Below are 13,101 nucleotides of genomic sequence, written 5' to 3'. Positions count from 1 at the left end.
GCGACGGATCCCACCGAACCGCCGGAACGCCGTGGATAGCGGAGCAGGAAGTGAGGGAGCGATGTTCGAGAGGTTCACCGACCGCGCAAGGCGGGTCGTTGTCCTGGCTCAGGAAGAGGCCAGGATGCTCAACCACAACTACATCGGCACCGAGCACATCCTGCTGGGCCTGATTCACGAGGGCGAGGGTGTCGCGGCGAAGTCGCTGGAGTCGCTGGGCATTTCGCTGGAGGGTGTGCGCAGCCAGGTGGAGGAGATCATCGGCCAGGGCCAGCAGGCCCCGTCCGGGCACATCCCCTTCACCCCGCGGGCGAAGAAGGTGCTGGAACTGAGCCTGCGCGAGGCGCTGCAGCTCGGTCACAACTACATCGGCACCGAACACATCCTGCTCGGCCTGATCCGCGAGGGCGAGGGCGTGGCCGCCCAGGTGCTGGTCAAGCTCGGCGCCGATCTGAATCGGGTGCGCCAGCAGGTCATCCAGCTGCTGTCGGGGTACAGCCAGGGCGGCAAGGAGGCCGTGGAGGCCGGTGGCCGCGAGTCGGGCACCCCGTCCACCTCGCTGGTGCTCGACCAGTTCGGCCGCAACCTGACCCAGGCCGCCCTCGAGGGCAAGCTCGACCCGGTCATCGGCCGCTCGAAGGAGATCGAGCGCGTCATGCAGGTGCTCAGCCGCCGCACCAAGAACAACCCGGTGCTGATCGGCGAGCCCGGCGTCGGCAAGACCGCCGTCGTCGAGGGTCTGGCCCAGGCCATCGTCAACGGCGAGGTCCCCGAGACGCTCAAGGACAAGCAGCTCTACACCCTCGACCTGGGTTCGCTGGTCGCGGGCAGCCGCTACCGCGGTGATTTCGAGGAGCGCCTGAAGAAGGTGCTCAAGGAGATCAACACCCGCGGCGACATCATCCTGTTCATCGACGAGCTGCACACGCTGGTCGGCGCGGGCGCGGCCGAGGGCGCGATCGACGCGGCCTCCATCCTCAAGCCCAAGCTGGCCCGCGGCGAGCTGCAGACCATCGGCGCGACCACCCTCGACGAGTACCGCAAGTACATCGAGAAGGACGCCGCCCTCGAGCGCCGGTTCCAGCCGGTGCAGGTGGGTGAGCCGACCGTCGAGCACACCATCAACATCCTCAAGGGCCTGCGCGACCGGTACGAGGCGCATCACCGCGTCTCGATCACCGACTCCGCGCTGGTCGCGGCCGCCACGCTGGCCGACCGCTACATCAACGACCGCTTCCTGCCGGACAAGGCGATCGACCTGATCGACGAGGCCGGCGCCCGGATGCGCATCCGTCGTATGACCGCGCCGCCGGACCTGCGCGAGTTCGACGACAAGATCGCCGACGCGCGCCGGGAGAAGGAGTCCGCGATCGACGCGCAGGACTTCGAGAAGGCCGCGCGCCTGCGCGACAAGGAGAAGCAGCTGGTCGCCAAGCGCGCCGAGCGCGAGAAGCAGTGGCGTTCGGGCGATCTGGACGTCGTGGCCGAGGTCGACGACGAGCAGATCGCGGAGGTGCTGGCCAACTGGACCGGTATCCCGGTGTTCAAGCTCACCGAGGAGGAGACCACCCGGCTGCTCCGCATGGAGGACGAGCTGCACAAGCGGATCATCGGCCAGGAGGACGCGGTCAAGGCCGTCTCCAAGGCCATCCGCCGCACCCGTGCCGGCCTGAAGGATCCCAAGCGCCCGTCCGGTTCGTTCATCTTCGCCGGTCCGTCCGGCGTCGGTAAGACCGAGCTGTCCAAGGCGCTGGCGAACTTCCTGTTCGGCGACGACGACGCGCTCATCCAGATCGATATGGGCGAGTTCCACGACCGCTTCACCGCCTCGCGGCTGTTCGGCGCCCCTCCGGGCTACGTCGGCTACGAGGAGGGCGGCCAGCTCACCGAGAAGGTGCGCCGCAAGCCGTTCTCGGTCGTGCTGTTCGACGAGATCGAGAAGGCCCACCAGGAGATCTACAACACCCTGTTGCAGGTCCTCGAGGACGGCCGCCTCACCGACGGCCAGGGCCGCACGGTCGACTTCAAGAACACGGTGCTGATCTTCACCTCGAACCTCGGCACGCAGGACATCTCGAAGGCGGTCGGCCTGGGCTTCACCCAGTCGAACAACGAGGGCTCGAACTACGAGCGGATGAAGCTCAAGGTCAACGACGAGCTGAAGAAGCACTTCCGCCCCGAGTTCCTCAACCGCATCGACGACGTGATCGTCTTCCACCAGCTCACCACCGAGCAGATCGTCCAGATGGTGGATCTGATGATCGGCCGCGTCGCCACGCAGCTGCGGAACAAGGACATGGAGATCGAGCTCACCGAGCGCGCCAAGAGCCTGCTCGCCAAGCGCGGCTTCGATCCGGTGCTGGGCGCCCGCCCGCTGCGCCGGACCATCCAGCGCGAGATCGAGGACCAGCTGTCGGAGAAGATCCTCTTCGGCGAGATCGGCCCCGGTCAGCTGGTGCGGGTCGACGTGGAGAACTGGGACGGCGAGGGCGCGGGCGAGGACGCCAAGTTCACCTTCGCCGGTACGGAGAAGGCGAAGAAGTCCGACGAGGAGCCGGTCGCCGCCCTCGCGGGCGAGGCCGCCGCCGCGGGCGAGTAAGTCCAGCTCGAAAGCCCCTCTCGCCTTGTGCGAGAGGGGCTTTCGCGTGTGCGGGCCCGAAAATCGCTGGCGCGCGGCCGCGATCGTGGGCCATTGTCGAGCCGACCCGGGAGGAAAGGACGCCAGTGCTCACCGACGCGCAGATCGAGGGTTTCATCACCGACGGATTCGTGCGGATCGAGCAGGCGTTCCCGCGCGCGACCGCCGATGCCGGGCGGGCGATCCTGTGGCGCGCCACCGGCCGCGATCCGGACGATCCGCGAACGTGGACGGAACCGGTGATCCGCCTCGGCGAGCACGGCGAGGAGCCGTTCCGCGCCGCGGCGACCGCTCCGGCCCTGGTCGAGGCGTTCGATCAGCTGGTCGGGGCGGGGCGGTGGCTGCCGCGAATCAGCCTCGGCACCTTCCCGATCCGCTTCCCGAGCGAACGATCGGCGGGCGACGACGGCTGGCACGTGGACGCGAGCCTGCCGGGCGAGGATTACACCGACTTCCTCACCTGGCGGGTCAACGTGCGTTCCGAGGGGCGCGCGCTGCTGATGTTGTTCCTGTTCTCCGACGTCTCCGCCGCCGACGCGCCGACCCGCATCCGGGTCGGCTCGCATACGCGGCTGTCCGGTGTGCTCGCGCCGCACGGCGCCGCCGGGTTGCCGATCGGCGGCCCCGAGATGCAGGCCGCCTACGCCGACACCGCGGATCTGCCGGAGGTCGCGGCGACCGGGCGGGCCGGGGACGTGTACCTGTGCCATCCGTTCCTGGTCCACGCCGCCCAGCGCCATCGCGGCGACCGGCCGAAATTCATGGCCCAGCCGCCGCTGCTGCCCCGCGAGCCCTGCGTCCTGGAGCGCCCCGACGGCGCGTATTCGCCTGTGGAACAGGCGATTCGGCGCGGGCTCAGCGCAACAACGCCATGATCGGGGCGAAGGCGTCCCCGATATCGCCGGGCACGATCACCTCGTCGATGCCGTACTTCTCGTGCCGATGCCGCAGGATCTCGGCCGCCTCGTCCGGATCGCCGGGCAGGACGGCCGCCGAGCCCACGTCGCGCAGCGCGTCGACGCTGGGCACCTTCCAGTTCCCGGGCCAGCGCGGCACGGCGTCGCCGATGCCCATGAGCTGAACGGTGAAGGCCACCGGGCGTTCGGCGTTGTCGCGCACCACGGCGACCATGCCCGCCAGATCGTCCTCGGTCACCTGCGGTCCGGCGGCGAGCACCACGCGGTCGGCGATGCGACCGGCCAGCGCCAGCATCCGCGGCCCGGAGGTGGCGATCACGATCGGCGGCACGGGATCGACCCCGGCCCGGACCGCGGCCACGGTCTCGGCGAGATGCGCACGGCGTGCGGTGGCCGAGCCCCAGGGCTGCCCGAGTCGCTCGGCCTCCGCCGCGGCGTCGGGTCGGCCGATGCCGATCCCGAGTTCGAATCGGCCATCCGAAAGTACTTGCAGCGCGGCGGTTTCCCGCACCGTCGCCGCGGCGGTCCGCAGCGGTGCGGCGATCACGTTGGGGCGCAACCGGAGTGCGGTGGTCACCGCCGCGGCGGCCGCGAGCGCGGGAAACGGGGACGGGGTGTGCAGGGTATCGGGCAGCAGCAGCGTGTGATACCCCTGCTCCTCGACCCGGCGTGCGGTCTCGGCCCAGGCCCGACCGGCGAAGGGTACGGCCATGGTGGCGAAGCTGATGGACATGACGGCCTCTCGTCGAATGTGGATATCGGTCAGAAAAGACGCCGCGAACGGCGCAGCACCGCGAGCCGGGACAGGTAGTCCTCCTCGCTGATCTCCCCCCGGGCGAAGGCGGAGCGCAACAGCCCCACCCCGTTGTCACGCCCACACCCACGCCGGAACCGGACCGCGAACGTGATCGCGGCGAGCCAGAACAGCACCGGGAAGATCCAGAAGAAGGGCCACGGATGCCAGCCGTATTCGGCCGCCGCGGAAAGGTATTCGTTCATATCCCCAGCCTCCGCCGATCCCTGTCGACGGGCATCGGCGCGGGAGCGACACCCGTCGTACGTCTGCATGCGTACGGGATTCGGCATCACTGCCAGCCCGGCCGCACCAATCCGGATTCGTAGGCCAGCACCACCAGCTGCGTGCGGTCGCGGGCGCGCAGTTTCAACAGGATTCGGCTCACGTGGGTGCGGGCGGTCGCGGGGCTGAGGAACAGGCGTTCGGCGATCTCGGCATTGGTGAGGCCCTCGGCCACCAGCACCATCACCTCGCGTTCGCGGTCGGTCAGGCCGGTCAGTTCGGCGGGCGGCGCGGGTTTGGCGCGGGTGGCGAATTCGGCGACCAGGCGGCGGGTCACGCTGGGGGAGAGCAGGGCGTCGCCCGCGGCGACCACCCGCACGGCCTTCACCAGATCGGCGGGTTCGGTGTGTTTGACCAGGAATCCGGTCGCGCCCGAACGCATCGCCTCGAAGACGTACTCGTCGAGTTCGAAGGTGGTCAGCACGACCACGCGCACCTCGGACAGGTCGGGGTCGGCGGCGATCTCGCGGGTCGCGCACAACCCGTCGAGGACCGGCATCCGAATGTCCATGAGCACCACGTCGGGACGCAGCTCGCGGGTCAGGCGCAGCGCCTGCTGACCGTTGTCGGCCTCGCCCACCACCTCGATGCCGTCCTGGGCGTCGAGCAGGGCCACGAATCCGGCGCGGACCAGGGCCTGGTCGTCGGCGATCAGTACTCGAACGGTCATCGGGTCCCCTCGTCGGTCGAGCCGAGCGGCAGCCGCGCGGCCACCCGGAAGCCGCCGTCCCCGGCGGGTGTCGCGGCCACCTCGCCGCCGAGCGCGTGGGCGCGCTCGATCATTCCGGCGATGCCGTTGCCGCCGCCTGTGGACGGCTGTGGAGAACTCGCGGGCCTGCCGTTCTCGACGGTCAGCCGCAGTTCGCCGGGCGAATAGTCCAGCGCCACAACGGCCTCCGCGCCGGGCGCGTGGCGCAGCACATTGGTCAGCGACTCCTGCACGATGCGGGCCGCGGCCACGTCGACCACGGCGGGCAGGCGGCGCGCCGGACCGTTGATCTCGGTGCGCACGGTCAGCCCGGCCGCGCGGGCCGGATCGATGAGCGCGTCGAGATCGGCGATGCCGACCGTCGGACTGGTCGGCGCCGCACCGGTTTCCGCGCCCGAGCGGATCGACCGCAACAGCGTGTGCACCTCGCCGAGCGCGTCGCGGCTGACCTGTTTGATGGCGGCCAGCGCGGTCGCGGCCTGTTCGGGTTTGCGGTCGAGCAACTCCAGCGCCACCGAGGACTGCACATTGATCAGCGACAGACTGTGCGCGAGCACATCGTGCAGTTCGCGGGCGATGGCCAGCCGCTCCTCGGAGGCGCGTTGTTCGCGCCGGGCCAGTTCGCGTTCGCGTTCGGCCTGTTCGTTGCGGTGGGCGGCCTCGGCCCGCTGCCGTCGGGCGGTGCGGATCTCGCGGCGCTGGCGGATGCCCTCGGCGAGGCCGAGCAGCACGCACAACCAGGCCAGCACCCCGACCATCTGCCAGCCGTTGGTCGGATAGCCGCGCAGCGCGGGCAGCGGCCAGATCATGAGCAGATAGCCCACCGGCACGAATGGGTATGTGCGCCACCGGGATCCGGCGGAGGCCGCGGTGAGGAACGCGATGACCAGCGACAGGAAGATCGGCCCGTAGCCGAAACCCGCGACCAGATAGGTGACCGTCACCGCCAGCGCGCCCACGAAGACGGCCAAGGGGTAGGCCCGCCGCACCACCAGCAGCAGCGGCCCGAGCAACAGCAGGCCGTACCCCAGCGCGTCCACCGGCCGCGCGCCCGCGAGCCCGTGCTGTACCTCCCCGTGGTTGACCGCCGGGCCCGCGCCCAGCTGCACACCGGCGACGACGAGCGCCACCAGCACGTCTCGCCCACACGGGCGCGCGGTAGGACTCACCCTCGCACGGTAACCCCGGACGAACCCGGCGCGGTACGCCGCCACGAGGAAATACGTCGCGATACGTACGTCCGCTCACGCCGGGCGGCCGATGTGTCCGGGCAGGTCGAGGGCGGATTCTCGAAGGCATGAACAACACCGTCGTGGTCACCGAGGCACTGACCAAACGCTACGGCACCCACACCGCCGTCGACGCCGTCGCCATGACGGTCCGGGCGGGGGAGATCTACGGCTTCCTCGGCCCGAACGGGGCGGGCAAGACGACCACGCTGCGCATGCTGACCGGCCTGATCCGCCCGACGTCCGGAACCGCCCGGGTACTCGGCAGCCGACCGGGCGATCCGCGCACCCTGCGCCGCATGGGCGTGCTGATCGAGGGTCCCGGCTTCTACCCGTATCTCTCCGGCCGGGACAACCTGCGGGTCCTGGCCCGCTACCGCGGCTGCGAGACGGCGGCCGTGGCCGAGGCGCTGGCCCGGGTCGCCCTGACCGACCGCGCCGACGACAAGTTCCGGGCGTATTCGCTCGGCATGAAGCAGCGACTCGGGGTGGCCGCGGCTCTGCTCGGCCGCCCCGATCTGCTGATCCTCGACGAACCCACCAACGGGCTCGATCCGGCCGGAATGGCCGAGATGCGCGAGCTCATCACCGGTTTGGCCGCCGACGGGCACACCGTCGTGCTCTCGTCACACCTGCTCAGCGAGGTGCAGGAGATCTGTGATCGGGTCGGCGTCATCGCCGGGGGGCGGTTGCTCACCGAGGCCACGGTGAGCGAACTGCGCGGCGCGGCAACGCTTTTCCTGCGTGCCGAACCGCTGGAGGTGGCCTTCCCGGCGGTGCGCCGGGTGGTGGGGGAGCGCTCCGCGTTGCTGACCGCCAGCGGCATCAGAGTCGATGCCGATCGGGCGACGGCGCCCACGGTGGCACGCGCGGTGATCGAGGCCGGTGCGGATCTGCTGGAGTTGCGCACCGACGAGAAGTCCCTGGAAGAAGTGTTTTTCGAGATGACGAAGGTGGCGGCGGGATCATGACCGACCTGTTGGCTTGCGCGCGAGCCGAATTCGCGCGAATGGTGAAATGGCCCGCGATGTGGATTCTGGTCGGCACCTGGTTGCTGCTGAATCTCACCTTCGCGTATCTGTTCAACTACCTGGCCTATTCGTCCGGGTCGAGTTCCCGGATGTCCAACGGGCTGCCGCGCGACCTGCTGTTGCGGCAGATGCTGCCCGCCGCGGTGCCGGAGGTGTTCACCCAGGGCATGGCGATGTTCGGCGGGGCGCTCATCCTGGTGCTGGGCGCGCTGGCGATCGGCAGCGGTTACGGCTGGGGCACCTGGAAAACCGCTCTCGCCCAAGGGCCTTCGCGCATCGCCGTCATCGGCGGGACGATCGTGTCCCTGGCCGCGGTGGTCGTCGCCCTCGTCTGCGTCGCCTTCGTGGTCGACACCGGCGTGGCCGCCCTGATCGCCGCCACCCAACACCAATCCCTGGCCCTCCCCTCGGCCTCCCGCGTCCTGCTCGGAATCCTCACCGGCACCGCCATTCTCGCCATGTGGACCCTCGCGGGCGCCCTCATCGGCGCCCTCGCCCGCGGCCCCGCCCTCGCCGTCGGCCTCGGCCTCGTCTGGGTCCTGGTCGTGGAGAACCTCCTGCGCGGCGTCGCCGCCCTCTTCACCCCCCTGCGCCCCCTCACCGACCACCTCCCCGGCACCGCCGCGGGTTCCCTGGCCAACGCCATGCGCACCGTCCAGGGCGCGGCCACCCCCGGCGTGGTGGACACCCTCACCCGCCCAGTGGCTTTCGTGACGACGGGGGTGTACGTGGCGGTGTTCGTCGTGGGCACGCTCTGGCTGATCCGCCGCCGCGATATGGCCTGAGTGCTACCCCACCACCGAATACGCCAACCGCGCCAACCCTTCCGCGATCTCCTCCGCCGACAGCCCCCGCTCCCGCTGATGCCGATACACCTCCGCCGCCAGGGGCGCGAGCAGGATGTCCACCTGTCGATCCGGTTGCGGCACACCGGCTTCCGCGAGCAGCGTCCGGACGTGGGCGTACCAGAACCCGTACGCGCCCGTCGCGAACCGGGCCCCGCCCGTCTCCGCCCCGAGCGCCAGATGCGAATGGGTTTCCAGCAATTCGACCATCGCGGCGTAGAAGGCGGCCAGCCGTTCGCCGGGCGGCGCTCCGGGGCCCAGCGGCGGGGGGCCGTCTAGCAGGCGGCCCTGCACGTCCCGCTCGTGCTCGTCGAGCAGGGCGAGGGCGATCGAGGCGACGTCCGGGTAGCGCCGGTACAGCGTCCCCCGGCCCACCCCGGCGGCCTTGGCGATGTCGTCCATCGTCACCGCCCGGGGGTCGCGGGTGCGGAATAGTTCCGCGGCGGCGTGCAGGACCTTGGCGCGATTGCGCGCGGCATCCGCCCGCTCCCCGGGGGCCGGGTCCGGCGCGAGGAGGTCGGTCATGGGCTCGACTCTACTGCGGACGGAAGTAAGTGGACAACGTGTCCATATCGCTCTACCCTCGAAAGAAGTGGACAACTCGTCCACTTGTCTGCGAAGGAGTCCCGAAATGGGTTGGCCCCTATTGGCTTTCGCCGGTCTGATCGAGATCGCCTGGTCCCAGAGCATCAAGCCCACCCAGGGCTTCACCCGCCCGCTGCCCACCCTGCTGTGCTTCCTGCTCGCCGCCGCCGCGGTCTACCTGCTCTCCCGCTCCATGCAGACCCTGCCGGTCGGCACCGCCTACGCGGTGTTCACCGGAATCGGCGCGGTCGGCGCGATCGTCCTCGGCGTCATCGTCCAGAAGGACCCGGTCAGCGCGGGCCGCGTACTGGCCCTGGCCCTGATCGTCGGCGGCATCGTGCTCGCCCGCGCCACCAACCCCGCCTGAACCGACGGATGCCGGGCTCGTCTCGTCCGCACGACAACCCGGAACACGGGAAGGCGGTAGGTTCGATCGCGACGGCGACCCCATACCCACTCTGAAAGGACAGTGATGCCAACACGTACCGCGCGCACCGCTTGGACCGGCGGCCTGCAGGACGGTTCCGGACAGGTCGAGCTGGCCAGTTCGGGCGTCGGCAAGTACGACGTCTCCTTCCCCAAGCGCAGCGCCGACAACGCCGACGGCACCACCAGCCCGGAGGAGCTCATCGCGGCCGCGCATTCCTCCTGCTACGCCATGGCTTTGTCGGCGCAGATCGGCAATGCCGGTGGCACCGTGCGGAGCCTGGACGTCACCGCGGACGTGACGCTGGGCCCGGATCCGGCGGGCGGCTTCCGAATCAGCAAGATCAAGTTGACCGTTCGCGGCGACGTCGACGGCATCGATGCCGCCGCGTTCGGGCAGGCCGCCGAGGGCGCCAAGGCGGGGTGCCCGGTCAGCAAGGCGCTGGCCGGAGTCGACACCATCGAACTGGACGCCGCGCTCGCGTCCTGATCTCGTGCCCGCCGAAACCGTTGCGGCCCATCGGTCGCGACGGTCCGGCGGGTGTCGTGTCCGCGCATACATCCGGCCCGTTTGTGGCACTCTGCCTGTGTGGCGTCCGGAGCGCGACATCTCCTCGGCAGTCGTACGCGGCTGCTGATCGGACTCGTCGTGGTCGTGGTCGTCGCGGTGGTGGTGGCCGCGGTCGTGCTCGTCGCGGTGCGGTCGCGCGACGGCGAATCCGCCAGCGCGCCCGCGTGTCCCGGCGACACCGCCGCGGCGCGCCCGGATTGGGCGCCCTTCTCCGAGGACTTCCGCGCCGGATACGACCGGCATCCCTTCGTCGGCAACGGCTATCTCGGCCTGCGCGTCCCGCCCGCGGGCACGGGCTACGTGGAGACCGGTGAGCGCACCGGCTGGCCGCTGTACACCCCGCGCTACGACGGCGCGTTCGTGGCCGGACTCTACGGCGCCGAACCGGGACTCGCCGACGGCCGCACGGTGGCCGCCGCGCTGCCCAACTGGTCGACCTTGCAGGTCACCGTGAACGGCGAAACCCTCACGCCCGCATTGTCTCCCGATCAAGTGTCGAACTTCCGCCAGACCGAGTACCTGCGCTGCGGCCTGGTCCGCACCGCGCTCACCTGGACCACCCGCGACGGCCGGGCCACCGATCTGGTCTACGACGTCCTCGCCGACCGGGCCGACCAGCACACGGCCGCCGTCCATCTCACGCTCACCCCGCACTGGGACGGCCCCGCCACGATCACCGGCCTGCTGGACATGGCCGGGGCCCGGCGCCTGGACCGGACCGCGATCGCCACCCCGGACGCGAACACCACCGCCCTCGAATTCCGAACGCGCACCACGAATGTCGTCGGTGACGTCGTCTCGGTCCTCGCCGCCGGGAACGCCCCGGTGCGGCAACAGGAAACCAGCCAGCGCGCCGAACTCCAAGTCTCCCAGGGCAACTCGTACGAGATCACCAAGTATGTCGGCGTCGACACCGCCCTCACCGCCCCCGATCCGGCGCGCGCCGCCACCGACGCCGCCCACCGCGCCGCCGCTCGCGGCTGGGCGAACCTGCTCGCCGAACAGGCCCGGCAATGGCGCGAACTCTGGTCCGCCGATATCGAGGTGCCCGGCGATCCGGACACGCAGCGCTGGGTGCGCGGCGCGCTGTACTCGCTGTACTCGGCGACGAACGCCCAGCAGGACAACAGCATTTCGCCGACCGGTCTGAGCAGCGACAACTACGCCGGGCTGATCTTCTGGGACGCCGACATCTGGATGTACCCGGGCCTGCTGCAATTGGCCCCGAACCTGGCGAGATCCGTGGTCGACTACCGCTTCAAGACCCTGCCCGCCGCCCGCGAGAACGCGCGGCGGCTCGGCCTGCCCGGCGCGTTCTACCCCTGGACCAGCGCGGCCACCGGCGATCTGAACACCGACTGCCACAGCTGGTCACCCCCGCACTGCCTGATCCAGAACCATCTGCAAGGCGATGTCGCCCTGGCGGTCTGGCAGTACTACCTCGCCACCAAGGACCTGGGCTACCTGCGCGACCGCGGCTGGCCGGTGCTCTCGGCGGTGGCCGAGTACTGGGCCGCGCGCGTCACCGCGGACCCGGACGGCGGCTATTCGATCCGCGATGTCGCCGGACCCGACGAGTACAGCAACGGCGTCGACGACGGCGTATACACCAATGCCGTTGCGGCCGAGGCACTCCGGAACGCGACCGCCGCCGCGCGCCTGCTGAACCAGCCCGCCCCGCCGGCCTGGACCGACGTCGCCGACCACCTGCGCATCCCCTTCGATCCGGTCAACGGCGTATTCCTGCAATACGCGGGCTACCGCGGCGCGCAGATCAAACAGGCCGACACCGTGCTGCTGCAATATCCCCTCGAATGGCCGATGTCCCCGGAGGTGGCCGCGAAGACCCTCGACTACTACGCCGAACGCACCGACCCCGACGGACCGGCCATGACCGATTCGGTGCACGCGATCGATGCCGCGCGCAACAACGAGCCCGGCTGTTCGGTCGCCACCTATCTGGAACGCTCGGCGCGGCCGTTCGCCCGGGAACCGTTCGGCCAGTTCTCCGAGGCGCGCGGCGCCAAGGCGGGCGCCAACGACCCGCTCGCCGGATCCCCCGCCTTCGATTTCACCACCCTCGCGGGCGGCTACCTCCAGGAGTTCACCAACGGTTTGCTGGGGCTGCGCCTGCGGGAGGACCGGGTGGTGCTGGACCCGATGCTGACCCCGCGCCTGGCGGCCGGCCTCACCGTGCGCGGATTGCGGTGGCAGGGACGCGTTTTCGACGTCGCCGCCGGACCGGAACGCACCACGGTCACGCTGCGCTCCGGCGACCCGCTCCCGGTCGAGACGAATTCCGGCCTGCGCCAGGTCGCTTCGAACGGGACGCTGGAATTGCCCACCCGCCGACCGGATCTGGTCCCCACCGACGACGCCGCGCGCTGCAAGGCCACCGCGGCCAGCAGCGAACAACCCGGCGACTACGCCGCGGCCGCGGTGGACGGCGACACCGCCACCAGCTGGCTCCCCGACTCGTCCCGGGCCGACCTGACCGTCGACCTCGGCGCGACGGTCACCCTCACCCGGGTGAGCCCGCGCTGGACCGAACCCGCCCCCGTCACCTCGTCCATCCTCGTCTCCGGCGACAACCGGACATGGTCGCAGGTGGCGACCACGCCGCTGGGCGAACTCCTGCAACCGACGAGCGCGCGCTACGTCCGGATCCAGGTCGACGGGGGCGATCCGACGGCCCGGCCCGGCATCCGTGAGGTGGACGTCGCGACCCGGCCGCGCTGAGGTCCTACGCGCCCTTGCCCGCCACGTCGAGCACCACCTCGAACTCGAGCAGCGAGGCGCCCGTGGCGACCGGCTGCCGCGCCTGCCCGGCGTGCGCCTCGCGCGCGGGCCCGTCCCGCCACGCCGCGAACGACTCCTCCGAATCCCATTGCGTCACAACGAAATACCGGTTCTCCCCGGCGGTCGGGCGCAACAGCTGGAAACCGAGGAAACCGGGCGAGTTCTCCACCGCGTGCGCGCGAGCGGCGAACCGCTTCTCCAGCTCCGGTCCCGCGCCCTCGGGAATCTCGATCGCATTGATCTTCACAACAGCCATGCGCCCCAGCCTAGGGC

Annotated in this window: 13 protein-coding genes; 7 read left to right on the top strand and 6 right to left on the bottom strand. The window is 70.5% G+C overall.

Annotation, left to right across the window (positions count from 1 at the left end; translation table 11 throughout):
* Window positions 1-61: 61 nt before the first annotated feature.
* Window positions 62-2,599, top strand: coding sequence for an ATP-dependent Clp protease ATP-binding subunit (locus ACWDSJ_RS27255; protein ID WP_387368203.1), 2,538 nt, complete (start codon window positions 62-64; stop codon window positions 2,597-2,599).
* Window positions 2,600-2,724: 125 nt separating this feature from the next.
* Entirely contained in the window at window positions 2,725-3,513 is a 789-nt protein-coding gene (locus ACWDSJ_RS27250; protein WP_450035205.1) for a phytanoyl-CoA dioxygenase family protein, read from the top strand.
* Here ACWDSJ_RS27250 and ACWDSJ_RS27245 read toward each other — a convergent pair.
* From ACWDSJ_RS27245 to ACWDSJ_RS27230, 4 genes are all read right to left on the bottom strand, one after another.
* Window positions 3,494-4,288, bottom strand: coding sequence for an LLM class flavin-dependent oxidoreductase (locus tag ACWDSJ_RS27245; protein ID WP_450035204.1), 795 nt, complete (start codon window positions 4,286-4,288; stop codon window positions 3,494-3,496). The genes ACWDSJ_RS27250 and ACWDSJ_RS27245 overlap by 20 nt on opposite strands.
* 29 nt (window positions 4,289-4,317) lie before the next feature.
* Window positions 4,318-4,554, bottom strand: a complete 237-nt coding sequence (locus ACWDSJ_RS27240) for a hypothetical protein (protein ID WP_450035203.1) — start codon at window positions 4,552-4,554, stop codon at window positions 4,318-4,320.
* Between the two features lie 86 nt (window positions 4,555-4,640).
* Window positions 4,641-5,303, bottom strand: a complete 663-nt coding sequence (locus ACWDSJ_RS27235; protein ID WP_387368215.1) for a response regulator — start codon at window positions 5,301-5,303, stop codon at window positions 4,641-4,643.
* On the bottom strand, window positions 5,300-6,511 hold the full coding sequence (locus ACWDSJ_RS27230; protein WP_450035202.1) for a sensor histidine kinase: 1,212 nt from the start codon (window positions 6,509-6,511) through the stop codon (window positions 5,300-5,302). Before ACWDSJ_RS27230 ends, ACWDSJ_RS27235 begins: the two co-directional genes overlap by 4 nt.
* A 128-nt stretch (window positions 6,512-6,639) precedes the next feature.
* On the opposite strand from ACWDSJ_RS27230, the gene ACWDSJ_RS27225 reads away from it, so the two are divergent.
* Window positions 6,640-7,542: an ABC transporter ATP-binding protein gene (locus tag ACWDSJ_RS27225; protein ID WP_450035200.1), complete on the top strand. Its 903-nt coding sequence runs from the start codon at window positions 6,640-6,642 to the stop codon at window positions 7,540-7,542.
* On the top strand, window positions 7,539-8,387 hold the full coding sequence (locus tag ACWDSJ_RS27220) for an ABC transporter permease subunit (RefSeq protein WP_450035199.1): 849 nt from the start codon (window positions 7,539-7,541) through the stop codon (window positions 8,385-8,387). The genes ACWDSJ_RS27225 and ACWDSJ_RS27220 overlap by 4 nt, the downstream gene beginning before the upstream one ends.
* A gap of 3 nt (window positions 8,388-8,390) precedes the next feature.
* On the opposite strand, the gene ACWDSJ_RS27215 is transcribed toward ACWDSJ_RS27220, so the two are convergent.
* Complete coding sequence (locus tag ACWDSJ_RS27215; RefSeq protein ID WP_450035197.1) at window positions 8,391-8,972, bottom strand: TetR/AcrR family transcriptional regulator; 582 nt, start codon at window positions 8,970-8,972, stop codon at window positions 8,391-8,393.
* A 106-nt stretch (window positions 8,973-9,078) separates the two neighbouring features.
* Between ACWDSJ_RS27215 and ACWDSJ_RS27210 the strand changes: the two genes are divergently transcribed.
* The 3 genes from ACWDSJ_RS27210 to ACWDSJ_RS27200 all read left to right on the top strand — a co-directional run bounded on the left by ACWDSJ_RS27210 (window position 9,079) and on the right by ACWDSJ_RS27200 (window position 12,768).
* Window positions 9,079-9,399, top strand: a complete 321-nt coding sequence (locus tag ACWDSJ_RS27210; RefSeq protein WP_450035196.1) for a DMT family transporter — start codon at window positions 9,079-9,081, stop codon at window positions 9,397-9,399.
* Between the two features lie 105 nt (window positions 9,400-9,504).
* Complete coding sequence (locus ACWDSJ_RS27205) at window positions 9,505-9,948, top strand: OsmC family peroxiredoxin (protein WP_387368230.1); 444 nt, start codon at window positions 9,505-9,507, stop codon at window positions 9,946-9,948.
* A gap of 99 nt (window positions 9,949-10,047) precedes the next feature.
* On the top strand, window positions 10,048-12,768 hold the full coding sequence (locus ACWDSJ_RS27200; protein WP_450035195.1) for a discoidin domain-containing protein: 2,721 nt from the start codon (window positions 10,048-10,050) through the stop codon (window positions 12,766-12,768).
* Window positions 12,769-12,772: 4 nt separating this feature from the next.
* Here ACWDSJ_RS27200 and ACWDSJ_RS27195 read toward each other — a convergent pair whose 3' ends face one another.
* The gene (locus ACWDSJ_RS27195; protein ID WP_387368234.1) at window positions 12,773-13,084 is read right to left on the bottom strand and encodes an antibiotic biosynthesis monooxygenase family protein; all 312 of its coding nucleotides are present in this window, start codon (window positions 13,082-13,084) and stop codon (window positions 12,773-12,775) included.
* Window positions 13,085-13,101 lie beyond the last annotated feature (17 nt).

This window comes from Nocardia sp. NPDC003482 (assembly GCF_053588115.1).
The sequence above is the reverse complement of the archived record's forward strand: the minus strand, read 5'-3'. Positions and strand labels throughout refer to the sequence as shown.